Annotated in this window: 24 protein-coding genes; 14 read left to right on the top strand and 10 right to left on the bottom strand. The window is 68.7% G+C overall.

Features of this window, described 5'->3' with window-relative positions:
* Nucleotides 1-16 precede the first annotated feature (16 nt).
* Both ACT54X_RS07980 and clpB read right to left on the bottom strand, forming a co-directional pair.
* Entirely contained in the window at nt 17-364 is a 348-nt protein-coding gene (locus ACT54X_RS07980; protein ID WP_234197022.1) for a hypothetical protein, read from the bottom strand.
* A gap of 153 nt (nt 365-517) precedes the next feature.
* A complete protein-coding gene (clpB, locus tag ACT54X_RS07975; RefSeq protein WP_294371700.1) occupies nt 518-3139 on the bottom strand; it encodes an ATP-dependent chaperone ClpB in 2622 nt (873 codons plus the stop codon).
* Nucleotides 3140-3371: 232 nt separating this feature from the next.
* On the opposite strand from clpB, the gene ACT54X_RS07970 reads away from it, so the two are divergent.
* From ACT54X_RS07970 to ACT54X_RS07940, 7 genes are all read left to right on the top strand, one after another.
* A complete protein-coding gene (locus ACT54X_RS07970) occupies nt 3372-4328 on the top strand; it encodes a Bug family tripartite tricarboxylate transporter substrate binding protein (RefSeq protein ID WP_294371838.1) in 957 nt (318 codons plus the stop codon).
* A gap of 298 nt (nt 4329-4626) precedes the next feature.
* A complete protein-coding gene (locus ACT54X_RS07965; protein WP_295378945.1) occupies nt 4627-5130 on the top strand; it encodes a type IV pilin protein in 504 nt (167 codons plus the stop codon).
* The gene (locus ACT54X_RS07960) at nt 5130-5759 is read left to right on the top strand and encodes a GspH/FimT family pseudopilin (protein ID WP_354319633.1); all 630 of its coding nucleotides are present in this window, start codon (nt 5130-5132) and stop codon (nt 5757-5759) included. The genes ACT54X_RS07965 and ACT54X_RS07960 overlap by 1 nt, the downstream gene beginning before the upstream one ends.
* Nucleotides 5753-6229, top strand: a complete 477-nt coding sequence (gene pilV, locus ACT54X_RS07955; RefSeq protein WP_476345873.1) for a type IV pilus modification protein PilV — start codon at nt 5753-5755, stop codon at nt 6227-6229. Before ACT54X_RS07960 ends, pilV begins: the two co-directional genes overlap by 7 nt.
* Nucleotides 6226-7419: a PilW family protein gene (locus ACT54X_RS07950; RefSeq protein WP_354319631.1), complete on the top strand. Its 1194-nt coding sequence runs from the start codon at nt 6226-6228 to the stop codon at nt 7417-7419. Before pilV ends, ACT54X_RS07950 begins: the two co-directional genes overlap by 4 nt.
* Nucleotides 7413-8045, top strand: a complete 633-nt coding sequence (locus ACT54X_RS07945) for a pilus assembly PilX family protein (protein WP_476345871.1) — start codon at nt 7413-7415, stop codon at nt 8043-8045. The genes ACT54X_RS07950 and ACT54X_RS07945 overlap by 7 nt, the downstream gene beginning before the upstream one ends.
* The gene (locus ACT54X_RS07940; RefSeq protein WP_476345870.1) at nt 8042-12145 is read left to right on the top strand and encodes a pilus assembly protein; all 4104 of its coding nucleotides are present in this window, start codon (nt 8042-8044) and stop codon (nt 12143-12145) included. Before ACT54X_RS07945 ends, ACT54X_RS07940 begins: the two co-directional genes overlap by 4 nt.
* A gap of 63 nt (nt 12146-12208) precedes the next feature.
* On the opposite strand, the gene ACT54X_RS07935 is transcribed toward ACT54X_RS07940, so the two are convergent.
* Complete coding sequence (locus tag ACT54X_RS07935; RefSeq protein ID WP_354319629.1) at nt 12209-12688, bottom strand: molybdenum cofactor biosynthesis protein MoaE; 480 nt, start codon at nt 12686-12688, stop codon at nt 12209-12211.
* 342 nt (nt 12689-13030) lie between these two features.
* Here ACT54X_RS07935 and ACT54X_RS07930 point away from each other — a divergent pair, with 342 nt between their 5' ends.
* On the top strand, nt 13031-13978 hold the full coding sequence (locus ACT54X_RS07930) for a dihydrodipicolinate synthase family protein (protein ID WP_476345869.1): 948 nt from the start codon (nt 13031-13033) through the stop codon (nt 13976-13978).
* Nucleotides 13979-14063: 85 nt separating this feature from the next.
* Here the strand turns inward: ACT54X_RS07930 and moaD are convergent, their stop codons facing one another.
* Genes moaD through ACT54X_RS07900 form a run of 6 tightly spaced genes read right to left on the bottom strand, consistent with a single transcriptional unit; the run spans nt 14064 to nt 20175 of the window.
* Nucleotides 14064-14321 carry a molybdopterin converting factor subunit 1 gene (gene moaD, locus ACT54X_RS07925; protein WP_476345868.1) on the bottom strand — a complete coding sequence of 86 codons (258 nt, stop codon included), beginning with the start codon at nt 14319-14321 and terminating at the stop codon, nt 14064-14066.
* The gene (locus ACT54X_RS07920; protein WP_476345866.1) at nt 14318-15613 is read right to left on the bottom strand and encodes a molybdopterin molybdotransferase MoeA; all 1296 of its coding nucleotides are present in this window, start codon (nt 15611-15613) and stop codon (nt 14318-14320) included. Before ACT54X_RS07920 ends, moaD begins: the two co-directional genes overlap by 4 nt.
* Nucleotides 15606-16151, bottom strand: coding sequence for a molybdopterin-guanine dinucleotide biosynthesis protein B (gene mobB, locus ACT54X_RS07915; protein ID WP_476345864.1), 546 nt, complete (start codon nt 16149-16151; stop codon nt 15606-15608). Before mobB ends, ACT54X_RS07920 begins: the two co-directional genes overlap by 8 nt.
* On the bottom strand, nt 16148-17566 hold the full coding sequence (gene thrC / locus ACT54X_RS07910; RefSeq protein WP_476345862.1) for a threonine synthase: 1419 nt from the start codon (nt 17564-17566) through the stop codon (nt 16148-16150). Before thrC ends, mobB begins: the two co-directional genes overlap by 4 nt.
* A gap of 10 nt (nt 17567-17576) precedes the next feature.
* On the bottom strand, nt 17577-18899 hold the full coding sequence (locus tag ACT54X_RS07905; protein ID WP_476345860.1) for a homoserine dehydrogenase: 1323 nt from the start codon (nt 18897-18899) through the stop codon (nt 17577-17579).
* 52 nt (nt 18900-18951) lie between these two features.
* A complete protein-coding gene (locus ACT54X_RS07900) occupies nt 18952-20175 on the bottom strand; it encodes a pyridoxal phosphate-dependent aminotransferase (protein WP_017757303.1) in 1224 nt (407 codons plus the stop codon).
* Nucleotides 20176-20242: 67 nt separating this feature from the next.
* Between ACT54X_RS07900 and ACT54X_RS07895 the strand changes: the two genes are divergently transcribed.
* From ACT54X_RS07895 to ACT54X_RS07870, 6 genes are all read left to right on the top strand, one after another.
* Entirely contained in the window at nt 20243-20629 is a 387-nt protein-coding gene (locus ACT54X_RS07895) for an Mth938-like domain-containing protein (protein ID WP_294371733.1), read from the top strand.
* A 153-nt stretch (nt 20630-20782) separates the two neighbouring features.
* Nucleotides 20783-21259, top strand: a complete 477-nt coding sequence (locus ACT54X_RS07890) for a peroxiredoxin (RefSeq protein WP_476345857.1) — start codon at nt 20783-20785, stop codon at nt 21257-21259.
* Between the two features lie 193 nt (nt 21260-21452).
* Entirely contained in the window at nt 21453-23189 is a 1737-nt protein-coding gene (locus ACT54X_RS07885) for a PhoH family protein (RefSeq protein WP_476345855.1), read from the top strand.
* Between the two features lie 178 nt (nt 23190-23367).
* The gene (locus ACT54X_RS07880; protein WP_294371739.1) at nt 23368-23739 is read left to right on the top strand and encodes a VOC family protein; all 372 of its coding nucleotides are present in this window, start codon (nt 23368-23370) and stop codon (nt 23737-23739) included.
* A 4-nt stretch (nt 23740-23743) separates the two neighbouring features.
* Nucleotides 23744-24247: an EVE domain-containing protein gene (locus ACT54X_RS07875; RefSeq protein ID WP_366934714.1), complete on the top strand. Its 504-nt coding sequence runs from the start codon at nt 23744-23746 to the stop codon at nt 24245-24247.
* Between the two features lie 12 nt (nt 24248-24259).
* Nucleotides 24260-24961 carry a helix-turn-helix transcriptional regulator gene (locus ACT54X_RS07870; protein ID WP_294371741.1) on the top strand — a complete coding sequence of 234 codons (702 nt, stop codon included), beginning with the start codon at nt 24260-24262 and terminating at the stop codon, nt 24959-24961.
* 139 nt (nt 24962-25100) lie between these two features.
* Here ACT54X_RS07870 and dnaB read toward each other — a convergent pair whose 3' ends face one another.
* On the bottom strand, nt 25101-26513 hold the full coding sequence (gene dnaB, locus ACT54X_RS07865) for a replicative DNA helicase (protein WP_294371743.1): 1413 nt from the start codon (nt 26511-26513) through the stop codon (nt 25101-25103).
* Nucleotides 26514-26675 lie beyond the last annotated feature (162 nt).

The following is a 26675-nucleotide window of genomic DNA, read 5'->3' as shown; positions in this document are numbered from 1 at the left end:
ACGCCCGCAAGAATGCTCAGTCGTCGCGGCCGACCGGACGGGCGCTGACGTCGCTCACGTCGGCGTTGAAGCCGCGACGGCCGGCAGGCACCAGCTCGCCGCGGGCCCGCGCAGCCATCTCGTCGGCCGCGGTGCGCTCGGGCTTGCGGGCCTCGGCCGCGGCGCGGAAGCGCTCGAAGCCGGCCCGCGGATCGAAGCGGCTGCCGAACACCGCCGCCCCCAGAGGCGACACCGGTTTACCCGTCAGCCGCGCCCACAGGCTCCGAACCATCAGCACGGCCGCCAGCAGCAGCGCTGCCACGGCGAGGCTCGCCGCAAACACGAGGCCGATGAGCACGAGGACGATTCGGATCAGGAAGTTCATCATGAAAGCTTAGGCGAAGGCGGCACCCAGGGGTTCCGCATCGATACGAATTGAAAAGAAGCGGCAGGAAACCCGCGTGCGCGCAGGGCGCAGAAGCACGAAGGCCTGCGCCTTCAAAGGGCGCAGGCCTCGTGGGGACGCCAGGCGCTGCGATCAGGCAGCCGCCTCGGCGCTCTCGCCCGCTTTGGCGAAGTGGAAGGCGCCCGGCTCGCGGATCGGGTCCACGGTGACGCGCACTTCGTCCTTCGGCCCGAAGCGGCCTTCCAGCAGCAGCTTCGACAGCGGGTTTTCGATGCGCTGCTGGATCGCCCGCTTGAGCGGCCGCGCACCGAACACCGGGTCGAAGCCGACCTTGGCCACTTCGGCCAGCGCGGCCGGCGCCACGTCCAGGCCGATCTCCAGCTTGGCCAGGCGTGCCTTGAGCACCTGCAGCTGGATGGCGGCGATGGCCTCGATGTTCTTCGCGTCCAGGCCGTGGAACACCACCGTCTCGTCGATCCGGTTCAGGAACTCGGGGCGGAAGTGGTTGCGCAGTTCGTCCCACACCGCGTCCTTCACCTCCTGCTGGTCGCGCCCCGCCATCGCCTGGATGATGGGCGAGCCGATGTTGCTGGTCATCACGATCACCGTGTTCTTGAAGTCCACGGTGCGGCCCTGGCCGTCGGTCAGGCGGCCGTCGTCCAGCACCTGCAGCAGGATGTTGAACACGTCCGGATGGGCCTTCTCCATCTCGTCCAGCAGCACCACGCTGTAGGGCTTGCGGCGCACGGCCTCGGTGAGGTAGCCGCCTTCGTCGTAGCCCACGTAGCCGGGGGGCGCGCCGATCAGCCGGCTCACTGAATGCTTCTCCATGAACTCGCTCATGTCGATGCGGATCAGGTGGTCCTCGCTGTCGAAGAGGAAGCCCGCCAGCGCCTTGCACAGCTCGGTCTTGCCCACGCCCGTGGGGCCCAGGAAGAGGAAGGAGCCGGTCGGCCGGTTGGGGTCCGACAGGCCCGAGCGCGAGCGCCGGATGGCATTGGCCACGGCGGTGATGGCCTCGTCCTGGCCCACCACGCGCTCGTGCAGCTTGTCTTCCATGCGCAGCAGCTTCTCGCGCTCGCCCTGCATCATCTTGGACACGGGGATGCCGGTCGAGCGCGACACCACTTCCGCAATCTCTTCCGCGCCCACTTCGGTGCGCAGCAGGCGGTTGCCACTGCCCTTGCCGTCGGCGCCGGCCTCCTTGGCCTGCGCTTCCTTCAGGCGCTTCTCCAGCTCCGGCAGGCGGCCGTACTGGATCTCGGCGACCTTGTTGAAGTCGCCCTTGCGGGTCGATTCCTCGATCTGGAAGCGCAGCTTGTCGATCTCTTCCTTGATCTGGGCCGAGCCCTGGGCCGCGGCCTTCTCGGACTTCCAGATCTCTTCGAGGTCGGAATATTCCTTCTGCACCTTGGCCACTTCCTGGTCGAGCAGTTCGAGCCGGCGCATGGAGGCCTCGTCGGTCTCCTTCTTCATGGCCTCGCGCTCGATCTTGAGCTGGATCAGGCGCCGGTCCAGCCGGTCCATCTGCTCGGGCTTGGAGTCGATCTCGATCTTGATCTTGGCCGCGGCCTCGTCGATCAGGTCGATGGCCTTGTCGGGCAGGAAGCGGTCGGTGATGTAGCGGTTGGACAGCTCGGCCGCCGCGACGATGGCCGCGTCGGTGATCTCCACGCCGTGGTGCACCTCGTACTTCTCCTGCAGGCCGCGCAGGATGGCGATGGTGTCCTCCACGCTGGGCTCGCCCACCAGGATCTTCTGGAAGCGGCGCTCCAGCGCGGCGTCCTTCTCGATGTACTTGCGGTATTCGTCCAGCGTGGTGGCACCGATGCAGTGCAGCTCGCCGCGCGCCAGGGCGGGCTTGAGCATGTTGCCCGCGTCCATGGCGCCCTCGGCCTTGCCGGCGCCCACCATGGTGTGGATCTCGTCGATGAAGACGATAACCTGGCCTTCTTCCTTGGCCAGCTCGTTGAGCACGTTCTTGAGCCGCTCTTCGAACTCGCCGCGGAACTTGGCGCCGGCCAGCAGCGCCGCCAGGTCGAGCGACAGCACGCGCTTGCCCTTGAGCGAGTCCGGCACCTCGCCGGCCACGATGCGCTGGGCCAGGCCTTCGACGATGGCGGTCTTGCCCACGCCGGGCTCGCCGATCAGCACGGGGTTGTTCTTGCTGCGGCGCTGCAGCACCTGGATGGCGCGGCGGATCTCCTCGTCGCGGCCGATCACCGGGTCGAGCTTGCCGATGCGGGCGCGCTCGGTGAGGTCCAGCGTGTACTTCTTGAGGGCCTCGCGCTGGCCCTCGGCGTCGGCGCTGTTGACCGACTGCCCGCCGCGCACGGCGTCGATGGCCGCTTCGAGCGACTTGCGCGTCAGGCCGTTCTGGCGGGCGATGTCGCCCACGCTGCCCTTGGCATCGGCCACGGCCAGCAGGTAGAGCTCGCTGGCGATGAACTGGTCGCCGCGCTTGATGGATTCCTTCTCGGTGGCCTGAAGCAGGCGGCCGAGTTCGGGGCCGACCTGCACGCCGTCGCCGCCCTGCACCTGCGGCAGGTTCTTGACGGCCTGCTCGGCCGCCTGGCTCAGGCCCGGCACGTTGACGCCGGCGCGCTCCAGCAGCGGGCGCGGGCCGTCGCTCTGGCGCAGCATGGCCAGCAGCAGGTGGGCGGGTTCGATGTAGGCGTTGTCATTGCCCAGGGCGAGCGATTGGGCGTCGACCAGGGCTTCCTGGAACTTGGTGGTGAGTTTGTCTTGGCGCATGGTGGTGAAAAACCTCCGGGTTGACGGGGAGATTGGGCTGGCCGCGGACGATTCAAGACCAGCGCGGGCACATCTCTTGCGTTGGCTCAAACCTCTCGCATGATCCATTGGTGAAACCATGGATCATTCCTTCAACAAACGAGTCGGTCCCCTGCCCCCGTTGCGGGTACGCTCGCTTTTTTCCTCGGAGTTCTGCCCCATGTCCCTGCCTTCTGTCTTTCGTCCGGGCCTGATGCGCCGCACCTTCGCACTGGGCGCGCTGCTGGTCGCCGCCGGTCTGGCCCAGGCCCAGTCGACCGGTCCGATCCGCCTGCTGGTCGGTTTCCCGGCCGGTGCCGGCACCGACGCGCTGGCCCGCACCATCGCCGACAAGCTCAAGGACGAGCTGGGCGCTCCCGTGGTGGTGGAGAACCGCGCCGGCGCGGGCGGACAGATCGCCGCGCAGTACCTGAAGACCGCGCCGGCCGACGGCCACGTCTTCTTCGTGTCGCACGACCACACGATCTCGATCCTGCCGGCCGTGACCAAGAACCCCGGCTTCAACCCCGCGGCCGACTTCACGCCCGTGGCCGGCATCGCCACCTTCTCCAACGTGCTGGCCGTCTCGGGCGGCACGCCCGCCAAGACGATCCAGGAATACGTCCAGTGGGTGAAGACCAAGAAGGACGGCAAGGACTCCATCGGCGTGCCCGCGCCGGGTTCGATCCCGGTCTTCCTGACGCAGCTGATCGGCAAGAAGTACGGCATCGACGTGCAGGCCGCACCCTACCGCGGCGGCGCGCCCCTGCTGGCCGACATGATGGGCAACCAGATCGCCGCCGGCATCGCGGGCGTGCCCGACCTGATGGAACTGCAGCGCACCGGCAAGGTCCGCGTGGTGGCCGCCATCGGCGCCAAGCGCGATCCGCTGCTGCCGCAGGTGCCGACCTTCACAGAACTGGGCTTCGAGAACCTCGACGACTATCCCTGGTATGGCGTCTTCGCTCCCGTGGGCACGCCCCAGCCGGTCATCGACAAGTTCAGCGCGGCGCTGCAGAAAGTGCTGGCGCAGCCCGAGACCAAGAAGAAGCTGGTCGACATGGGCCTGCATGTGAACTACGAGCCGCAGGGCCAGTTCGCCGGCCGCGTCCGCAGCTACACCCAGACCTGGGAACGCATCATCAAGGACAGCGGCTTCCAGCCCCAGTGAGCCGGTGGGCCGCCCTGGCGCGGCCGACGTCCCACTTGCCCCGCGGCTTCCGGTCCCGGGGCTTTTTCATGTCCGCCCTCGGACGGGACGGCCGCGGGCTGCCGGGCACGCCCACCGATGCACGGGGGACGTGTCCCGCCCGTCTGCCAAAGCCGAGCGCAGCCCGTGCCACTCGTCGCGCCTTGAAAACCGCTCGTCGGAAATGTTAATAAACGTCAACCGAAAGCGTTAACACCCGCCCGGCTCCACGTTAAGTTCGAGGAATATTGCATTTGTTTGCAATATGAAGAATCTTGACGTGACCTCCTCGCACTGCCCCCTCTCCTCCTCCGGCCGCCCACGGCGCCCCGCGTCGGCGGGCTTCACCCTCATCGAGGTGATGATCGTCGTGGCCATCGTCGGCATCCTGGCGGCGATCGCCCTGCCCGCCTACTCGGACTACGTCCGCCGCGGGCGCATCCCCGAGGCCACCTCGAACCTCGCCGCCTACCAGGGGCGCATGGAGCAATGGTTCCAGGACGCCAAGACCTACTCCGCGCCCGGTTCCGCCACGGTCTGCGGCGCCATGCAGGCGGCGGTCACGCTGAAGTACTTCGGCCTGAGCTGCACGCCGGGCGCGGCCAACACGAACGGCTCGACCACCACCTACACCCTCACCGCCACGGGCTCCGGCAGCATGGCTGGCTTCACCTACACCGTCGACCAGGACGGCAACAAGACGAGCACCATCACCGGCGTCTCCGGCTGGACGGCCGCCACGCCCAACAACTGCTGGGTCACCAACAAGGGCGGGATCTGCTGATGCAGCGGGGGCGTCGGCGGGGCGCGGGGGGCATGAGCCTGATCGAGCTGATGGTGGGCGTGGCCCTGCTGGCCATCCTGCTGGCGCTCGCGGTGCCCGCCTTCGGCGACTGGATGCGCAACGCCCGGGTGCGCACCACGGCCGAGTCGCTGCGCGCCGGGCTGCAGCAGGCGCGCGCCGAGGCCATCCGCCGCAATGCCAACGTGCGCTTCCAGCTCGTGACCACCCTGGACAACGGCTGCGCGCTGAGCACCAGCGGGCCCTTCTGGGTGAGCAACGCCGGCGCCTCCGTGTCGCCGGCCTCGGGTTGCGCCGGCGCCATCAGCACGACCGTCTCGCCCTTCCTGATCCAGAAGAGTCCGGTGGTGAGCAATGCGACCAGCGACATCACCCTGACCGCCAGCGGCAGCGGCGTGATCGCCTTCGATCCGCTGGGCCGCATGACGGGCACCACCAACCCTACCGTCGCGACGCCGGCGCAGTTCACGGTCGACCTGGGCAGCAGCGGCGGCAGCTGCATCGCCCAGGGCGGCAACGTGCGCTGCCTGCGCATCGCCGTGAGCGTCAGCGGCGACGCGCGCCTGTGCGACCTGACCCGCACCACCACCAACGACCCCATGAAATGCTGACCCAGGTGCACACCCGCGCCCGCTGCGCTCGGCCGCAGCAGGGCGCCACCATCATCGAAGTGCTGGTCGCGCTGGCCATCTTCGCCATCGGCATGCTGGGCATCGCCGGCCTCTATGCCACGGCCGTGCGCCAAGCCTCGGGTGCCGAGTACCGCACCACCGCGGCCATGCTGGCCAACGACCTGATCGGCCGCATGTGGATGAGCGACCGCACCGCCGCCACGCTGCAGGGCAACTACGGCAGCAGCGGCAACGGCGCCGGCTACGCCAGCTGGCGCGCCGCGGTCACCAACGCGGGCCTGCCCGGGGCGGACAGCAGCACGCTGGCCCCCACCGTCACCTTCAGCACCGTGAGCGGTGGCGGCACGTCGCCCGTCAGTACCAGCCTGGCCACCATCACCATCTTCTGGAAGGGGCCCGGCGACGCCACCGCCCACCAGTACGTCGCCCTGGCGCAGATGAAGCCATGACCGCCACGCGTCCTACCGTCCCCGCCCCCAGCGCCGGGCGCCGCAGCCGCCAGCGCGGCTTCAGCCTGGTCGAGATCATGGTGGGCATCCTGATCGGCATGTTCGCCGTGCTGGTGATCCTGCAGTTGCTGTCCTCCGCCAGCACGCAGCAGCGGCTGGCCGGCAGCAGCGGCGACGCGCAGATCAACGGCGCCCTCGCCTCGCACCTGCTCAGCCGTGAGCTGACACAGGCCGGCCTGGGCCTGAGCGCCTACACGCTGCTGGGCTGCTCGCTGGGCTACACCACGACCGGCGATGGCGCGGCCGTGACGCTGGGCGCGCTGGCGCCCGTGACGGTCAATCCCGCCACCTCGCTGGTGCCGGCGGGCGACGCGAACACCGACACGCTGCTGGTCATCGGCGGCGCCTCCGGCAGCCCGTCCGAGGGCGACGCGACCCTGGCCGTGAGCACATCGACCAGCCTCACGGTCAGCACGCCGGCCAGCTTCGCCGTCGGTGACTGGGTGGTGGCGGCCGGCACCACGCGCGACAGCAGCTCGGCCTGCGCCCTGCGCCTGGGCCGGGTGACGGCGATCTCCGGCTCAGCCCTGACGCTGACCTCGGCCACCGCCAGCCTGCCGCTGAACAGCGGCGCCTACAACCTGGGCGCGCAGCCGAGCATCCATGCCTTTGCCGTGCGCAACGGCAACCTGACCATGTGCGACTACCTGGTCAACAACTGCGGCAGCAGCAGCAACGTGTCGAACAGCGCCGTGTGGGTGCCGGTCACCAGCAACGTAGTGAGCCTGCGTGCGCAGTACGGGCGCGACACGAGCGGCCTGGCCGCCTCGGCCATGGACGGCGTGGTCGACACCTTCGACCAGACGACGCCGGCGAGCGGCGGCACCGTGCCGCTGTACTGCGGCTGGCTGCGCGTGATCGGGCTGCGCCTGGCGCTGGTGGCGCGCAGCCAGCAGTACGACAAGGCGCTCGTCACCACGGCAGCGCCGACCTGGTCGGGTTCCACGGCCAACACCAGCACCACCACCGCCCTCACCACCGTCACGCCCACGGCCGCCCCCATCGACCTGAGCGGCAACAGCGAATGGCAGCACTACCGCTACAAGACCATCGAGGTGAGCATCCCGCTGCGCAACATCATCTGGAACGGCAACCAGCAGAGCTACCAGGGGGGCAACGTCAAATGCTGAGCACGCGCCGGCCACGCCGCGGCCAGCGCGGCTTCATCATGGTGATCGCGCTGGTGGCGCTGGTCATCATGACGCTGGCGGCCCTGGGCCTGATGCGCACCGTCTCCACCTCGGCCACCATCGCGGGCAACCTCGCCTTCGAACAAGCGGCCGCGACGTCGGCCGACCGCGCCGTCGAGGCGGCCATCGCGTGGCTGGAGAACAGCACCGGCAAGGCCAGCGTGTCGGGCCTGGGCACCTGCAGCACCGGCACCACCGTGCTCGCCTGCGACCAGAAGGCCGCCGGCTATGCGGCGGTGCGCACCGACCCGGCCAGCGGCCAGACCTGGACCACCGTCTGGAACACCCTCGTCGCGGCCGGCTACACCGCCGTCACGCTGAGCCCCGCGCAGGACAGTGCGGGCAACACCCCCGCCTACCTGATCCAGCGCATGTGCAGCACGGCCGGCGATGCCTCCAGCACCAACGGCTGCAGCGCGTCGCCGCTGGCGCTGGACACCTCCAGCAGCCGCAAGGCGGGCAGCCTGGCGCCTCCGACCAACGCCCAGGTGTACTACCGCATCACCGTGCGCGTGGCGGGGCCGCGCAACACCATCTCCTTCATCCAAGCCATGGTGGCGCTATGAATGCATCCCTTCGCCGTCACGTCGCGCGCGCCCGCAGCTGGCGGGTGCAACTGGGCCTGCTGGCGCTCGGCCTGGTGGCGCCGGCGCTCGGCGCGGTGACCGACCTGGCCACGGCCCCGCTGGAAACATCGAGCGCCACGCTGGTCAAGCCCAACATCCTGTACGTGCTCGACAACTCCGGGAGCATGGTGTGGGACTTCATGCCCGACTGGGCGGGCGACTATGCCGGCAACGATCCGCTGGTGCGCAACAGCCGCTTCAACGGCGTGTACTACGACCCAGCCATCACCTACTCGCCGCCGCTCTACTACGACGGCAGCAGCTATCCCAGCATGACGGCGGCCAACACGTCGAGCTGGACGCGGGTGCCCTACGACGGCTTCGGCGCCATGTCGACGAGCAACATCCCGAACACCGGCACCACCAACCTCTTCACCAACTCGAACTCGGGCAGCACACAGAACCTCACCAGCCAGGCCTACTACTACACCTTCGTGCCCGGCGAGTACTGCACCGCTGCCAACCTGCGCACCTGCAACACGCAGAACGCGCCCTCGACGACCTACCCCTTTCCGGCCTACCTGCGCTGGTGCACCTCGGCGTCGCTGACCAACTGCCAGGCCTCGCGCATCGACAGCAGCAGTGCGCCGGCCACCTACACCTTCGAGCGGCCTGCGGGCATGCCGGCCACGGCCACGATCTCCGTCTCGGGCTTCACGCTGTTCACCAACACCACCGTCAGCAGCATCAAGGTCAACGGCCTGGAGATCCTGTCGGGCACCACCTCGGGCAGCACCAGCACCTCGACCGTGGCCTCCCGCATCGCCAGCAACATCAACAACTGCACGGACGCCGCGACCGGCAACTGCCAGACCGCCGGCTACAGCGCGAGCGCCAGCGGCAGCACGGTGACCGTCACGGCGCCGGACGGCAGCACGACGGCCACGCCGGTGGTCACGCGCGCCGGGGCCTTCTCGGTCACGCCCACCGCCTTCAGCGGCGGCACGCCCGGCAGCAACCTGCTGACGACGATCACGTCCAGCACGGCCAGCTACACCTACCCCGGCACCACGACCCGCGCCAGCACCCGCACCGACTGCACCACCAACACCACCACCTGCACCTACGCGGAGGAGATGACCAACTTCGCCAACTGGTGGGCGTACTACCGCACGCGGATGCAGGCCATGAAGAGCGCTACCAGCATCGCCTTCAACACCCTGACGGCCAACTACCGCCTGGGGTACATGAGCATCAACAACAGCAGCGGCACCACCAACTTCCTGAACGTGGCGGACAACAACGCGGGCAGCGGCGGGCAGAAGCAGCTGTGGTACAGCCGCCTGACCACCGCCCTGCCCGGCGGCGGCACGCCGCTGCGCTTCGCGCTGTCGCAGGCCGGGCAGTACTACGCGGCCAAGGTGAGCAGCATCAACGGCGTGACCACCACCGACCCGATGCAGTACGCCTGCCAGCGCAACTACACGCTGCTGTCCACCGACGGCTACTGGAACGCCTCGACCGCCACCGGCCAGTTGGGGGTGACCGTCACAGGCGGCGCCATCGGCGACCGGGACGGCGCCGAGTCGCGCCCCTTCCTCGACGGCAATGCCATCGCCGACACTCTGGCCGACGTGGCCGAGTACTACTACGTCACCGACCTGCGCGCCTCGGCCTTCGGCAACACCACCAACAGCGCCGGCACCGACGTCTCGAGCAATGCCTATTCCAACAAGTTGCAGAACATGGTTACGTCCACCATCGGGCTGGGGGCCTCGGGCTTCATGCTCTACGACCCGGACTACGCCAACGCCACCAGCGGCGATTACTTCGCCGTGGCCAACGGCACGCTCACGAGCAGCAGCACCCAGACCGCCGGCACCTGCATCTGGCAAAGCTCGGGCCGCTGCACCTGGCCCGCGCCGGTGGGCGACACGCAGACGGCCATCGACGACCTCTGGCACGCCGCCGTCAACGGCCGCGGCACCTACTACAGCGCCGCCAACGCCGCCGACATCAAGGCCGGACTGAGCAACTTCCTGAACACGGTGGACGCCACCACCGCCAGCTCGGCGGCCGTGGCGCAGAGCGCCCAGGTGCTGAGCACCAGCACCAGCAGCTACACCTACTCGGCGACCTTCTGCTCCGGCAAGTGGTTCGGCGACCTGGCACGCTACCCCGTGGATGCCACCACGGGCGCAACCGGCACCACACCCGATTGGTCGCTCTCGGGCGCGGGCAGCGACTGCGCGAGCAACTCCGGCGCCCTCACCACGGCGCCGCTGCTGGACAACACGGCCTACACCGCCCGCACCATCTTCACCTACGACGCGGCCAACAGCGCGCGCGTGAGCTTCGACTGGAGTTCGCTCACGACCACCATGCAGGGCTACTTCCAGATCGCGTCCATCTCGTCGATGTCGCAGCTGTGCACCGCCGGCACCAGCTGCCTGCCGGCGGACCAGCGGGTGGACAGCACGCAGGCCGGCACGACCACCGGCGCGGGCGGCCTCAACCTCGTCAACTACCTGCGCGGCGACCGCAGCAACGAGGGCACGCCCCGCACCCGCTACTACCGCTCGCGCACGCATGTGCTGGGCGACATCGTCAACTCGGCGCCGGTGTACGTGCAGGCCCCCATCCGCAACTATGCCGACACGGGCTACGCGGCCTACAAGTCCGCCCAGGCCTCGCGCACCGGCATGGTCTACGTGGGTGCCAACGACGGCATGCTGCACGCCATCAATGCCGGCACCGGCGCCGAGGCCTGGGCCTACATCCCTTCCGTGCTGCTGCCCAACCTGTACAAGCTCGCCGACAAGAACTACGCCGCCAACCACAGCTATTTCGTCGATGGCCAGATCACGCAGGCAGATGTGTACGCCAGCGGCAGTTGGCGCACGATCCTGGTGGGCGGGCTGGGCGGCGGCGGCCGTGCCTATTGGGCACTGGACGTGACCAACCCGGCCTCGCCCTCGGTGCTGTGGGAATTCGGCAGCAGCAGCGTGCTGCCCACCAGCCGCCGCGACGACGACGTGGGCTTCACCTACGGTGCACCGGTGGTGACCAAGCTGTCGGACGGCACCTGGGTCGCCATCGTCAGCTCGGGCTACAACAACCTGTCGCCCGGCAGTGGCCAGGGCACGATCTGGGTGCTCAACGCCGTGACCGGCGCGCTCATCAAGAAGATCGGCAACGGCCTGGGCACCAGCGGCACCGGCACGGTCACCGGCTGCTCGGCAGCGCCCTGTCCCAGCGGCCTGTCGCAGATCAGCGCCTGGACAGACAGCACCGTCGACAACACCGCCACGCAGGTCTACGGCGGCGACCTCTACGGCAATCTCTGGCGCTTCGACCTGCGGAGCCTGACCGCCAGCGGCGGCACCGCGCCCGTGCAGCTTCTGGCCGTGCTGACCGATGCCGCCAACACCCGCCAACCCGTCACGACCACGCCCGAACTGGGCCTGGCGGCCGGGCAGCACGTGGTCTTCGTCGGCACTGGCGCCTACCTGGGCGTGACCGACGTCACCACCACGCAGGCGCAGACCATGTACGCCATCAAGGACCCGCTGACCACGAGCACCAGCGCCCTGTTCAACACGCCGCGCACCAACGCCTGCACCACGGGTTCCACCACCAACTGCTTCATGCCGATCACGCTGACCGACAACGCCGGCACGCGCACGGCCAGCAGCTTGGCGAACACGACGATGGACTTCCGCACGATGAACGGCTGGTATGCCGACCTGCCGCGCTCCGGCGAGCGGGTGGATGTGGATCCGATCCTGTACGCGGGCACGCTGGTCTACGTGTCGAACACGCCCAGCAATGCAGGCGCCTGCACCACGGGCGGCTCGAGCTTCATCAACTACGTGAACTTCGCCACCGGCCTGGCGGTGACGGGGACCACCAACGTGGGGGCGCTGCTGTCGAGCGCCGGCGTGTCGAGCGCGGCGACGCTCTCGATCACGCCGTCGGGCCGGATCGTGGCCACCACCAAGGACTCGACCGGCGCAGTGAAGATCACGACGGTGCCCACCTCCACCACCGCGGCCGGCACCCGCCGCATCTCCTGGCGGCGGCTGCAGGACGGCTCCTGAGAGGCGTGGACGCGGACAGGCGAGCCGGGCCGGTCCGTTGCACGACCGACGCCCGCGTGGCGCTCAGGCGTTCGGCAGGTCCAGCCCCCACCGCGCCAACGCCCGGTCGTCGCTCACCCGTGCGTCGACCCAGCGGGCACCATCGGGCGTCGACTCCTTCTTCCAGAACGGCGCCTGGGTCTTGAGGTAGTCCATCAGGAACTCGCAGGCCTCGAAGCTCTGGCCCCGGTGGGCCGAGACCACCGCCACCATCATGATCTGGTCCGTCGGCTGCAGCGGGCCGACCCGGTGCACCACCCGTGCGCCGAGGATGTCGAAGCGCCGATGCGCCTCGTCGATCATGGCCTCGATGGACGATTCGGTCATGCCGGGATAGTGCTCCAGCTCCATGGCCGCCACAGTGGCGCCCTCGCTGTGGTCGCGCACGGTGCCGATGAAGGCGCACACGGCGCCGACGCCGGCATTGCCCGCACGCAGCAGGGCCACCTCGGTGGTCAGGTCGAAGTCCTCGGTCTGGATGCGAACACGCGATGGGGCAGTCATCCGCCCATTCTGCCGCGCCCGATGTCCGCGGCCGCTGTGGCTGGCCCCGGGCAGGCGCGGGCGGGCTCGGGCGGGCTCGGGGTCGCTACACTCGCGCCCCATGGCCACCCGCTTCCTGCACACGCTCTCCGCCCGGCATCGCGCCCAGGCGGTCGTCATGCAGCCGGCGGCTGCGGCCAAAGCCAAGAAAGTCCAGCTCATCTGACCGGAGCTGCGGCTGCCGTCGTCGGATGAGCGACACGGCAGCCTCCGGGCGGCAGCAGCCGCCCTTGCGTTTCCCCTGTTGCCTGCATCCGCCGACGGCCTCGTCGTCGGTCGAAGCCTGTTGTTCAAGGAAAACGCGTGTCCTCTTTCTCCCCCCGCCTCTCCACCGATCCGGCATCGGACGCCGTCGGCGCATCGCCCCATGTTTCGCCGAGCCGCGACTTCTCCGGCCTCTGGGTGCCGCTCGTCACGCCCTTCCGTGACGGGGCCGTGGACCATGCGGCCCTGGCAGCGCTGGCCCTGCGCCTGGCCGCCGAGCCGATCGCCGGCTTCGTGGTCTGCGGCTCCACCGGCGAAGCCGCGTCCCTGGGCGATGCGGAGCAGCAGGCCGTGCTGGCCACTGTTGCCGACGTGGCACCCGGCGTGCGTCGGGTGCTCGGCATCTCCGGCTACCACCTGGGCGACACCGCCCAGCGGCTGCGCGCACTCGTCGGTGCAGACCTGGCCGGCGTGCTGCTGCCCGCACCGCTGTACATCCGCCCTTCGCAGGCCGGCCTGCTCGACTGGTTCCAGCAACTGGCCGATGCCAGCCCGGTGCCGGTGCTCGTCTACGACATCCCATATCGCACGGGCAGCACGCTGGCCCGCGACACGCTGCTGGCCCTGGCCGCCCACCCGCGCATCGTCGGCATCAAGGACTGCGGCGGGGACTTCGGCAAGACCCGCGCCCTGATCGCCGACGGCCGGCTGCAGGTGCTGGCGGGCGAGGACGCCCAGATCTTCCCCACCGTCGCCGAAGGCGGCTGCGGCGCCATCGCAGCCTGCGCCCATGTGCAGACGGCACGGCTGGCCCGCGTCATCACGCTGCTGCGCCAGGGCCGGCTGCTGGAGGCCCGGGCGCTGTGGCAGCCGCTGCTGCCGCTGATCGAGGGGCTGTTCGAGGCACCCAACCCGGCGCCGATCAAGGCGGTGCTGAGCGGCCGTGCCGAGATGGCCGGTGAGTTGCGCGCACCGATGACCAGCGCCGGTGGGGCGTTGACGGCGCGCCTGCTGGCGTTGGATGCGGCGCTGTCCAGCGGCGGCTGAGGTCGATCAGCATCATCGGGACACAGCATCGCCGGGCCGACGACGCAGAGGACCGCGGCAGACGCCCAGGGGCCGTTCCCCGACCCTAGCCGCCTGTCACGGGCGGAAAGAAGGCGACCTCGGCGCCGTCGCGCAGCGCGGCGTCGTCCTTGGCCATCACCTGGTCCAGCGCCAGCCGCACGGCGCGGCCGCGGGCCAGCGCGGCGGCATGCGGCCCACCCCGTGCGATGAGTTCGTCGCGCAGGGCGACGAGCGTCTCGGCCTGTGTAATGACAGCTTCTTCGCCGGTGCCCAGGGCCTCGCGGATCGAAGCGAAATAGCGGACGCGGATCGTCTTCGTCATGCCAGCCAGGCGCCGAAGGGGATGAAGCGCACCGTGTCGCCCGCGGCGATGGCCTGGCCGCCCGGGTTGTCGATCACGCCGTCGCCCCAGACGGTCGACGTCAGCACGCCCGAGCTCTGGTTGGCGAAGAGGTCGAGCCGCCCGTCTGCACCGATGCGCGCGCGCAGGAACTCGCGCCGCCGGTCGGGCCGCGGCCAGTCGAAGCCCGCCGTCATCTGCACCGCGGCCGGCACGGCCTGGGTGGCGCCCAGCAGCGCCATCAGGAAGGGCCGCACCAGCAGCAGAAAGGTCATGAAGCTGGAGACCGGATTGCCCGGCAGTCCGCAGACATGGCATCGCTCGATGCCGCCCTCTTCGAGCGCCGGCCGCGCGATGGTGCCGTACGCGAACGGCTTGCCCGGCTTGATGGCCAGCGCCCAGTGCTCCAGCGTGCCGAGCGACTGCACGGCGGCCTTCACATGGTCTTCCTCCCCCACCGACACGCCGCCGGTGGTGATGATCAGGTCGTTCTGCGAGGCCGCAGCGCGCAGGCCGTCGATGGTGGCCTCCAGCCGGTCGGGCACCAGCCCGAGGTCCTGCACCTCACACCCCATGCGCAGCAGCAGCGCGCGCAGGAAGAAGCGGTTGGAGTTGTAGATGGCGCCGGGCGGCATGGCCTCGGGCGCGATGGTGCCGGGCATGACCAGCTCATCGCCGGTGGAAAGCATCGCCACGCGCGGCCGGCGGCGCACCGGCAGGCTGGCGAAACCGATGCTGGCGGCCAGGCCCAGGGCCTGCGGCGTGAGGCGCTGGCCGGCGGCGAGCACCACGCTGCCGCGCTCGACGTCTTCGCCGGCACGGCGGATCCACTGCCCGGCCTGCGGCACGGTCGTCACGCGCACCCGGCCCAGGCTGCCGTCGTCGGGCAGGGCCTCGGCGTCTTCCTGCATGACCACGGCATCGGCACCGGGCGGGATGGGCGCGCCGGTGAAGATGCGCGCCGCCGTGTCGGCGGCGAGCGGCTCGCCGGTGCTGCCGGCCGGGATGCGCTGCGCCACCCGCAGTTCGGCACCCGGCGCGGTGCAGTCGGCCACGCGCACGGCATAGCCGTCCATAGCGCTGTTGTCCGCCGGCGGCACGGTGAGCGCCGCGACCAGGTCACGCGCCAGCACGCGGCCATCGGCGTCGAAGGTGTTGCAGTCCTCGATGCCCGCCAGCGGCTGCGCCTGGGCCATCAGCCGGGCCAGGGCGTCGTCCAGGGGCATCAGCGGGCGGCGCGCAGCGGGCGCCGGGGCAGCGGTTGCGTCAGACATGGTGCTCGGGGTGGTAGACGAAGCGTTCGCCGCTCTGCAGCAGCCACTGCGCCACACCCGCGGCATCGTCCAGGTCGAAGACTGGCAGGCCGGTGGGCTGGGGCAGGTTCTCGGTCGTGTCGGTGGCGATGGCGCAGACGGAATCGTCCAGCGGATAGAGCGCCGGGCGCGGTTCCTGGCCCGGCTCGATGCGGCGCATGACCTCGACCTTGTGCAGGTCGCAGTGCTTGAAGCCTTCGACCAGCACCCAGTCCACGCCGTCCCACAGTTCGGCCAGCAGGTGGTGCACGTCGGGCTCCGTCGGCTGCTCGAATTCGCGCATCAGCGCCATGCGCCGGTCGGAGGCGACCACCACCTCGAAGGCGCCCGCCTGGCGATGGCGCCAGCTGTCCTTGCCGGGATGGTCGATGTCGAACTTGTGGTGGGCATGCTTGATGACCGACACCCGCTGGCCCTCCTGGCGCAACTCGGCGATCACCCGCTCGACCAGGGTGGTCTTGCCCGCCCCAGAGTAGCCGGCAAAGACCACGACCTTCATGCGGCGCAGTGCTCGGCGATGTAGCGCTTGACCCGCTCGGCATCGGCCGGCAGCCGCACCACGCGCTTGGGCAGCGATTCGATGCCCTCGAACCTGGCGGGCCGCTCGGGCTCACGGCCCAGGGCCTCGACGATGGTGGCGGCGAACTTGATGGGCAGTGCCGTCTCGAGCACGACCATCGGCACGCCGGGCTCGATGTGCTCGCGCGCCACCTTCAGGCCATCGGCCGTGTGGGTGTCGATGAGCACGGCGAAGCGCTCGTCGGTGTCGCGGATGGTGGCCAGGCGGTCGGCATGCGTGCTGCGGCCCGAGCGGAAGCCAAAGCGGCCCGCCGCATCGGCGAAGACCGGGTCGGCGCTCAGGTCGAAGCGGCCTTCGCGCGCCAGCGCGTCCTGGAACAGCGCCTTGGTGCGCGCACCGTCGCGGCCCAGCAGGTCGAAGACGAAGCGCTCGAAGTTGCTGGCCTTGCTGATGTCCATGGACGGGCTGGAGGTCTCGTGCGTGTCGGCCGCGCCGCGCACGCGGTAGACGCCGGTGCGGAAGAACTCGTCGAGCACGTCGTTCTCGTTGGTGGCCACGACCAGCTTGCGGATCGGCAGGCCCATCATGCGTGCCACGTGGCCGGCGCAGACGTTGCCGAAGTTGCCGGAAGGCACGGTGAAGCTCACCTCGCCGCCCTGCGGTCCCGTGGCCTCGATCCAGCCTTTGAAGTAGTAGACGACCTGGGCCAGCAGCCGCGCCCAGTTGATCGAGTTGACAGTGCCGATGCGGTATTGGCGCTTGAAGACCAGGTCGTTGCTCACCGCCTTGACGATGTCCTGGCAATCGTCGAACACGCCGGTGATGGCGATGTTGTGGATGTTGGCGTCCTGCAGGCTGAACATCTGCGCCTGCTGAAAGGGGCTCATCCGGCCGTCGGGCGAGGTCATGAAGACGCGCACGCCCCTCTTGCCCTTCATGGCGTACTCGGCCGCGCTGCCGGTGTCGCCGCTGGTCGCGCCCAGGATGTTCAGTTGTTCGCCGCGGCGACCCAGTTCGTACTCGAACAGATTGCCCAGCAGTTGCATCGCCATGTCCTTGAAGGCGAGCGTGGGGCCGTTGGACAGCCCTTCAAGGTAGACGCCGTCTTCCAGTTCGCGCAGCGGCGTGATGTCGGCCGTGCCGAAGACCTCTTCGGTATACGTCTTCGCGCACAGGGTGCGCAGGTCGTCGGCCGGGATGTCGTCGATGTAGAGCGACAGGATCTCGAAGGCCAGTTCGTGGTAGGCCAGCGTGCGCCAGCGCGCCAGCATGGTGGCATCGACCTGCGGATAGCGCTCGGGCAGGTACAGGCCGCCGTCGGGGGCCAGGCCTTCGAGCAGGATCTCGCAGAACTTGCGGGGCGTCGGGTCGCCTCGGGTGGAGAGGTAGTTCATCGCGTCGTGGTCAGCGCAGCTCTTCCTTGCGCAGGCGCACCACCGGCGCCAGCACCGTGGGCAGCGCCTGCAGCTCGGCGATCACGCTGTCGACGGCGCCTTCACGCGCGTCGTGCGTCAGGATGATCAGGTCGGTGTCGGTCGAACCTTCCCCGCCCACATCTTCAGCCTCGCGCTGCAGCACGGCGTCGATGCTGATGCCAGCGGTGGCCAGCAGGCCCGTCACCTTGGCGAGCACGCCGGCCTGGTCGGCGACGCGCAGGCGCAGGTAGTAGCTGCTGGTGACCTCGCTCATGGGCAGCACGGGCAGGTCGCTCATCGACTGCGGATGGAAGGCGAGGTACGGCACGCGGTGCTGCACGTCGGCCGAATGCAGGCGGGTGATGTCCACCAGGTCGGCGATCACGGCGCTGGCCGTGGGCTCGCTGCCCGCGCCCTTGCCGTAGTACAGCGTGGTACCGACGGCGTCGCCGTGCACGACCACGGCGTTCATGGCGCCCTCCACATTGGCCAGCAGCCGCTTGGTCGGCACCAGGGTGGGGTGCACGCGCAGCTCGATGCCCTTGGCCGTCCGGCGCGTCACGCCCAGCAGCTTGATGCGGTAACCCAGTTGCTCGGCGTACTTGATGTCCTGCGCGGCCAGCTGCGTGATGCCTTCGACATAGGCCTTGTCGAACTGCACAGGCACGCCGAAGGCGATGGCACTCATCAGCGTGAGCTTGTGGGCGGCGTCCACGCCTTCGATGTCGAAGGTGGGGTCGGCCTCGGCATAGCCCAGGCGCTGTGCTTCCTTGAGCACGGTGCCGAAGTCCAGGCCCTTGTCCCGCATCTCCGACAGGATGAAGTTGGTGGTGCCGTTGATGATGCCGGCGATCCACTCGATGCGGTTGGCCGTCAGGCCCTCGCGCAGCGCCTTGATGATCGGGATGCCGCCGGCCACTGCGGCCTCGAAGGCCACCATCACGCCGCGCTGGTGGGCGGCCGCGAAGATCTCGGTGCCATGCACGGCCAGCAGGGCCTTGTTGGCGGTGACCACGTGCTTGCCGGCCGCGATGGCCTCGAGCACCAGCGCCTTGGCGATGCCGTAGCCGCCGATCAGCTCGATCACGATGTCGATCTCGGGATTGGCGATCACCTCGCGGGCGTCGCCCACCACCTTCACGCCGTCGCCCACCACGCGTCGGGCACGCTCGGTGTCGAGGTCGGCCACCATCGCGATCTCGATGCCGCGGCCGGCGCGGCGGCGGATCTCTTCCTGGTTGCGGCGCAGCACTTCGAAGGTGCCGCTGCCCACGGTGCCGATGCCGAGCAGGCCGACCTGGATGGGTTTCATGGATTCAGTCGTCATAGCGGATCACTCGTCAGTCAATCGGGATGCTCGGGAATCAGGCGTGGCGCTGGCGGTAGCGCGCAAGGAAGCGTTCGATGCGGGCGATGGCCTCTCGCAGGTCGTCCTCGTGCGGCAGGAAGACGATGCGGAAGTGCTGCTGGTCGGGGAAGTTGAAGCCGGTGCCCTGCACCAGCATCACGCGGGTTTCCTTGAGCAGTTCGAGGAAGAACTGCCGGTCGTCCGCGATGGGATAGACCTTGGGGTCGAGCCGCGGGAACATGTACAGCGCCGCCTGCGGCTTGACGCAGCTCACGCCGGGGATCGAGGTGATCAGGTCATAGGCTAGGTCGCGCTGGCGGCGCAGCCGGCCACCGGGGCCGACCAGCTCGTTGATGCTTTGATAGCCGCCCAGCGCCGTCTGGATGGCCCACTGGCCCGGCACGTTGGAGCACAGCTTCATGTTGGCCAGCATGTTCAGGCCTTCGATGTAGTCGCTGGCGGCGCGCTTGTCGCCGGACACCACCATCCAGCCCGCGCGGTAACCGCAGGAGCGGTAGCTCTTGGACAGCGAGTTGAAGGTCAGCGTCAGCACGTCGGTGGACAGGCTGCCCAGCGCCGTGTGCTTGACGCCGTCGTACAGCACCTTGTCGTAGACCTCGTCGGCCAGCAGCACCAGCTCGTGCTCGCGGGCGATCTCGACCAGGCCCTTGAGCAACGCGTCGCTGTAGACGACACCCGTCGGGTTGTTGGGGTTGATGACCACGATGCCCTTGGTGCGCGGCGTGATCTTGGCGCGGATGTCGTCCAGGTCGGGCATCCACTGGTTGGCCTCGTCGCACAGGTAGTGGACCGGCTTGCCCCCCGACAGGCTGGTGACCGCCGTCCACAGCGGATAGTCGGGCGCGGGCAGCAGCAGTTCGTCGCCGTCGTCCAGTAGCGCGTTGGTGGCCATCGCGATCAGCTCGCTGGCGCCATTGCCCAGGTAGATGTCCTCGAGCGTGACGCCCGCGATGCCCTGCTGCTGGGTGTAGTGCATCACCGCCTTGCGTGCGGCGAAGATGCCCTTGCTGTCGGAATAGCCCGCCGACGCCGGCAGGTGGCGGATCATGTCCTGCTGCACCTCTTCGGGCGCATCGAAGCCGAAGGGCGCAAGGTTGCCGATGTTCAGCTTGATGATCTTCTGGCCCTCTTCCTCCATCTGCTTGGCCGCGTCCATGATGGGACCGCGGATGTCGTACAGCACATGGGCCAGCTTGGCCGATTTCTTGATCGCTTTCAAAGTCCCTCCGAGGGGCCCGCCAAAAGGGGAAACCTACAATTGGAACACAGATGAAAGCCCCCTCCCGATGAAGCTCCAGCCCGACAAACACGACGTCCAGACCGTCACCGCGACGGGGCCTGGATGGGTGGCCATCAATGGTCAGCGGGTGGATGCGAGCGTGGTCGTCGGCTCGCGCGACGAGCGTTTCGACTGGCCCTGCGACCGGTTCGAGGCGCTGACGCCCGCGCACTTCGCACAGCTGGCCGAGTTGAAGGCGGAGGTGGTGATCTTCGGCAGCGGGGAGCGGATCCGTTTTCCCAAGCCTGCATGGCTTGCCCCGCTGATCGCGGCGGGCACCGGGGTGGAGACCATGGACACCGCCGCCGCCTGCCGCACCTACAACATCCTGGCCGGCGAAGGACGCCATGTGGTCGCCGCCCTCCTTTTGGAAGCACGGACGGCTATCCGCTGATTGGCAATCGGGATAAAATCTGCGGTTGCAGACCGGACCGCGTTCCCTCGAAGAATTTGCACATGCTTGCGTCGTGGAACGCAACCACGTTGCATCAAGGGATCCCGGTTTCGCGTCATTTCTCGGGAACCCAGAGCGGAGATTACAAGTTTCATGGCGATCGTTGTCAACAAACCCATTCCCGAATTCGATGCCAGCGCCACCGGCGGAATCAAGGTCTCGAACACGTCCCACATCGGCCAGACCGTCGTGCTGTACTTCTACCCCAAGGACAACACGCCCGGCTGCACCACCGAGGCCATGCAGTTCCGCGACCACTACAAGGATTTCGTGAAGGCCGGCGCGGTGGTCTTCGGGGTGTCGCGCGACAACATGAAGTCCCATGACGAGTTCAAGGCCAAGCTCGAGCTGCCCTTCGAACTAATCGCCGACACCGAAGAAAAGATGTGCCACATGTTCGGCGTGGTCAAGAACAAGATCATGTATGGCAAGAAGGTCAAGGGCATCGAGCGCAGCACCTTCCTGATCGGCCCCGACGGCGTGCTCAAGGCCGAATGGCGCGGACTCAAGGTGCCCGGCCATGTGGACGAGGTCCTCAAGGAAGTCAAGGCGCTCAAGAAGGCCGCCTGACGCCCTGGTGACGGTCATCGCCAAGCGGCGCCGTCCGTCACGAGAGGGAGCCCGGTCGGTGTGCATAATGGCCCCATGCCGTTGAGCCCGACGACAGCATCCCCCGAAAGAAGCCGCCCTGGTCTCCAGGCGGCTTTTTCGTTTTTCGGCCCCTGCGCCTTTGCGCGCGACTTTTCAGCGAGCCTGTTCCTCCATGCCCCTGCCCCCCGCCCCGACCAAGCGTGCAGCCCTGCTTTCGCCGGAAGCGCTCGACGCACCGGCGCGCGCCGCCCCCAAGGCGCGCCGTACTTCGGCTGAACGGCAGACGGACGCGCGGAAAGAATCCCCCACGCTGTTCGACGACCGCCAGTTGCCCGATGCAGGCGGCGCCTCGCCAGCCGTGGCGCTCGCGCCCGTCGCGGCGCCGATCACGGCTCGCCTGGCGGAGCCGGTCGTCGCCCCGCTGCCCCCGGCACCCCTGGCCAGCCGTGCCGCCGAGGAGCCGGCCCAGGATCGCCGCAAGCGCAGCGTGAAAAAGACCGGCCCCAAGCGCCTGTTCGTGCTCGACACCAACGTGCTGCTGCACGACCCGACCTGTCTGTTCCGCTTCGAGGAGCACGACATCTACCTGCCGATGATCGTGCTGGAGGAACTGGACGGCCACAAGAAAGGCACGACCGAAGTCGCGCGCAATGGCCGCCAGGCCAGCCGCACGCTCGACGCCCTGGCCGCCGCGCAGGGCGCCGACATGAGCGAGGGGCTCAAGCTCGACACCACCGGCCACAAGGAAGCGGGTGGCCGGCTGTTCTTCCAGACCCAGCCGCTCGATTACCAGTTGCCCACCAGCCTGCCCCAGGGCAAGGCGGACAACCAGATCCTGGGTGTGGTGCAGGCCCTGCGCGCGCTGCACGAGAAGAACAAGGGCGCGGACCGGCGCGAGGTGGTGCTGGTGTCCAAGGACATCAACATGCGCGTCAAGGCGCGCGCCCTGGGCCTGGCCGCCGACGACTACCAGAACGACAAGGCGCTCGAGGACGGCGACCTGCTGTATTCGGGCTCGCTCGCGCTGCCGGCCGACTTCTGGACGCGCCAGAGCAAGGCGGTGGAAAGCTGGCAGTCGGGCAGCAGCACCTTCTACCGCATCACGGGGCCGCTGGTGCCCAGCCTCTACATCAACCAGTTCGTCTACTTCGAAGCCCCCGGCGAGCCGAGCATGTACGCCCGTGTGACCGAGGTGCGCGACAAGACGGCGGTGCTCAAGACGCTGAAGGACTACAGCTCGGGCAAGAACGCCGTCTGGGGCGTGACCACGCGCAACCGCGAACAGAACTTCGCCATGAACCTGCTCATGGACCCGGACATCGACTTCGTCACCCTGACCGGCACCGCTGGCACGGGCAAGACGCTGATGGCCCTGGCCTCGGGCCTGACGCAGGTGCTCGACGACAGGCGCTACACCGAGATCATCATGACCCGCGCCACCGTGAGCGTGGGCGAGGACATCGGCTTCCTGCCCGGTACCGAGGAGGAGAAGATGGGCCCCTGGATGGGCGCCCTGGACGACAACCTGGAGTTCCTGGCCAAGGGCGAAAACGGCGGCGCCGGCGAATGGGGCCGTGCGGCCACCAATGAACTGATCCGCTCCAAGATCAAGATCAAGAGCATGAACTTCATGCGCGGCCGCACCTTCCTCAACAAGTACGTGATCATCGACGAGGCGCAGAACCTGACGCCCAAGCAGATGAAGACGCTGATCACCCGCGCCGGCCCGGGCACCAAGATCATCTGCATGGGCAACCTCGCGCAGATCGACACGCCCTACCTGACCGAAGGCTCCTCGGGCCTCACCTTCGCGGTCGACCGCTTCAAGGGCTGGCCGCACAGCGGCCACATCACGCTGGCGCGCGGCGAGCGCTCGCGGCTGGCCGACTTCGCCAGCGACGTGCTCTGACGCTCGTCCATCGACGGCCGCATCGTCGTCACTGCCCGCGCCGCCGCCAGGCCGCGCGGGCTTTTTCCTGGGCGCTCACCGGCCGAACGCGTACCACCGCCGGCCTCCTGACAACACGCTGTCAGGAGCCCCGGCGCAGCATCACGCTCCTGTTCATCACCACCGAAAGGAGCTTTCCATGCGCAACGCCAACACCTGGTTCGAGATCCCCGTCACCGACCTTGCTGCTGCCCAGCGCTTCTACGAACGCATGCTCGACCGCGCGATGCGCGGCACGGAGGACATGGGCGGCGACACCATGGCCGTGTTCGCCCACGACAAGCCCGGCGCGGGCGGCTGCCTGGTGCGCCGCGAGGGGCATCGTCCGGCCGAAGGCGGCACCGTCGTCTACCTCGACTGCGAGCCAGGCGTGCAAGGCGCGCTCGACCGCGCCATGCAAGCCGGCGGCCAGGTCGTCACGCCGCGCACGCTCATCGCCCCCGGCATCGGCTATTTCGCCCTGGTGCGCGATCCCGAGGGCAATGTGGTCGGTCTGCATGCCCTGGACTGACGCCGTGCCGCCCCCACCTTTCGGCCTGCTCATGCCGCCGTGCAGCGCGTCCGCCCGGCCGGCCCGCCACTGGATCGCCGTGGCCAGCGCCGAACATGCCCGCCTGGGCCGCGATCACCGGCCCGCCGGCTTCATGCAGGTCTGCCATGGCCGCGGCGCGCCGCTGCGGCGCCTGGCGGCGGGCGACTGCGTGGCCTACTACGCGCCCGCCGAGCGCTTCGGCGCGCGTGACCGGCTGCAGGCCTTCGTCTCGGTGGGCACGGTGGCGCCGTCGGCCCCCTACCAGGCCGACATGGGCGGTGGCTTCGTGCCCTGGCGGCGCGACGTGCACTATGCCGAGGCCTGCGAGGTGCCCATCGCCGGCTTGGTGGACCAGCTGGACTTCACCCGAGACCGCCGCGGATGGGGCTATAAGCTGCGCTTCGGCCTGTTCGAAATCGGCGCGGACGACATGCGACGTATCGCCGCCGCCATGCAGGCCCGCCTTCCCACCGCCGATCCCACCTGATCCGTTTGCCCCATGCGCCGTGCCGACCGCCTGTTCCAGATCGTCCAACTGATCCGCGGCCGTCGGCTGACCACCGCCGCCTTCCTGGCCGGGCGGCTGGAGGTGTCGGAGCGCACCGTCTACCGCGACATCGCCGACCTGCAGCGCCAAGGTGTGCCACTCGAGGGCGAAGCGGGCATCGGCTACCGGCTGGGCCAGGGTTTCGATCTGCCGCCGCTGATGTTCACGCAGGACGAGGCCCGGGCGCTGGTGGCTGCGGCACGGCTGGCCCAAAGCTGGGTCGATCCGGCGCTGGGCGACAACATAGACAGTGCGTTGGGCAAGATCCTGTCGGTGCTGCCGCCAACGGCGCGGGCGGCCGCCGAATCGCTCGCGCTGTACGCGCCTGCCATTGCCCTGGACGACGTGACCCGGATCCACCTGCGCACCTTGCGCGAGGCGGCGCAGGCGCGCCGCAAGCTCTGGCTCGACTATCGCGACGAGGGCGGCAAGCCCAGCGAGCGCCAGGTGCGTCCGCTGGGCTGCTTCTATTGGGGCAAGGTCTGGACGCTGGCCGCCTGGTGCGAGCTGAGGCAGGACTTCCGCGCCTTCCGCATGGACCGGATCCGCGATGCGCGGATGCTGGAGGAAGGCTTCAGGGACGAGCCCGGTCGCACACTGGCCGACCTGCGCCGCCGGATCGAAGCCAACTGCGCGGACGACCGCAGCATCTGAGCGGCCGACCGGCGACGTTCAAGAAATAGAGCGTGCCGATTGCCACGACGGCGCGCCGCATATGCAGCATCGGGAGCGCCTCCAGCCACGCCGACCTCCCGACGTGCGCATTCACCAGCGAGTCGGCGGTCGCTCCTACTCAGAAGTCATCGCCCCCGAAGCCGCCTGCCAGGTTCTCGAACTTGGTCAACGGCTTCAGGAAGGCCAGCTTCACCGTGCCGGTCGGGCCGTTCCGCTGCTTGGCGATGATCACTTCGGCGACGCCGGGCTCCTTGGAGTCCTTGTTGTAGTAGTCGTCGCGGTAGATGAACATGATCACGTCCGCATCCTGCTCGATGGCGCCCGATTCGCGCAGGTCGCTCATCATCGGACGCTTGTCAGTGCGGCTTTCCACGCCGCGCGACAACTGCGACAACGCGATCACCGGGCACTTGAGTTCCTTGGCCAGCATCTTGAGGCCACGCGAGATCTCGCCCACGGCCGTCGCGCGGTTCTCGTCGGCCATGCCGCCCGACACGCTCATCAGCTGCAGGTAGTCGACCACGATCAGGCCCAGTTGGCCGCACTGGCGCGCGAGGCGTCGCGCATTGGCACGCAACTCGCTCGTGGACAGGCCCGGGGTCTCATCGATGTGCAGCGAGATGTTACGCAGCTTCTCGATGGCCTCGGTCAGGCGCGGCCATTCCTCGTCGGTCAGCTTGCCTGTGCGCAGGTGCCCCTGGTCGATGCGGCCGATGGAGCCCACGATACGGATGGCCAGCTGAGCGGCACCCATTTCCATCGAGAACACCGCCACCGGCAAGCCCTCGTTGAGCGCCACGTGCTCGGCGATGTTGATGGCCAGCGAGGTCTTGCCCATGGACGGGCGCGCTGCCAGCACGATCATGTCGCCAGCCTGCATGCCCGAGGTCATGCGGTCGAAGTCGTAGAAGCCGGTCGGCACCCCAGTGATGTCGTTGGGGTTGTCGGCCATCTCGGTCACGCGATCCAGCAGCTCGACCACCAGCGAGTCCATGCTGTGGAAGCCCTGCTTGTTGCGCGAGCCCTCTTCGCCGATGTTGAAGATCTTCTGCTCGGCCTCGTCCAGGATCTTGTCGACGGCCTTGCCCTGCGGATTGAAGGCGGCGGTGGAGATCTCGTCGGCGGCGGAGATCAGCTTTCGCAGCACTGCCCGCTCGCGCACGATCTCGGCGTAGCGGCGGATGTTGCTCGCGCTGGGCACGAATTGGGCCAGCGAGTTGAGGTAGGCCAAGCCGCCCGTTTCCTCGGACTGCCCGAGGTTCTGCAGGTGCTCGTGCACCGTGATCACGTCCGCCGGCTTGTTGCCGTTGATCAGCTGGCCGACGGCGCCAAAGATCAGCTTGTGCTCGTGACGGTAGAAGTCGCCATCGGTGAGCAGGTCGCCCACGCGGTCCCAGGCGCTGTTGTCGAGCAGCAGGCCGCCCAGCACGCTGGATTCGGCTTCCACCGAGTTCGGCGGCACGCGCAGCTGCGCCACCTGGCGGTCACCGGAAGGATCGTTGGGAGCAAAGGGAGAAAAGACAGCGGACATGGCGTGCAGTGCAGGCGGCGATGCTAGGCCGCCATGGCAGCCGAGTCACGGGATAAGTCTGGGGACAACCCGTGGGCTTCCGGTGCGCAGGCCGGGACAACTGGCCGGTGCGCCAATGAGAAGGCCGCCCGGAGGCGGCCTTGGGATGTGAAGGCGAGCGGA

The sequence above is a fragment of the Pseudacidovorax sp. DMC4 genome, assembly GCF_056314265.1.
This window is presented reverse-complemented; position numbering and strand designations above follow the sequence as displayed.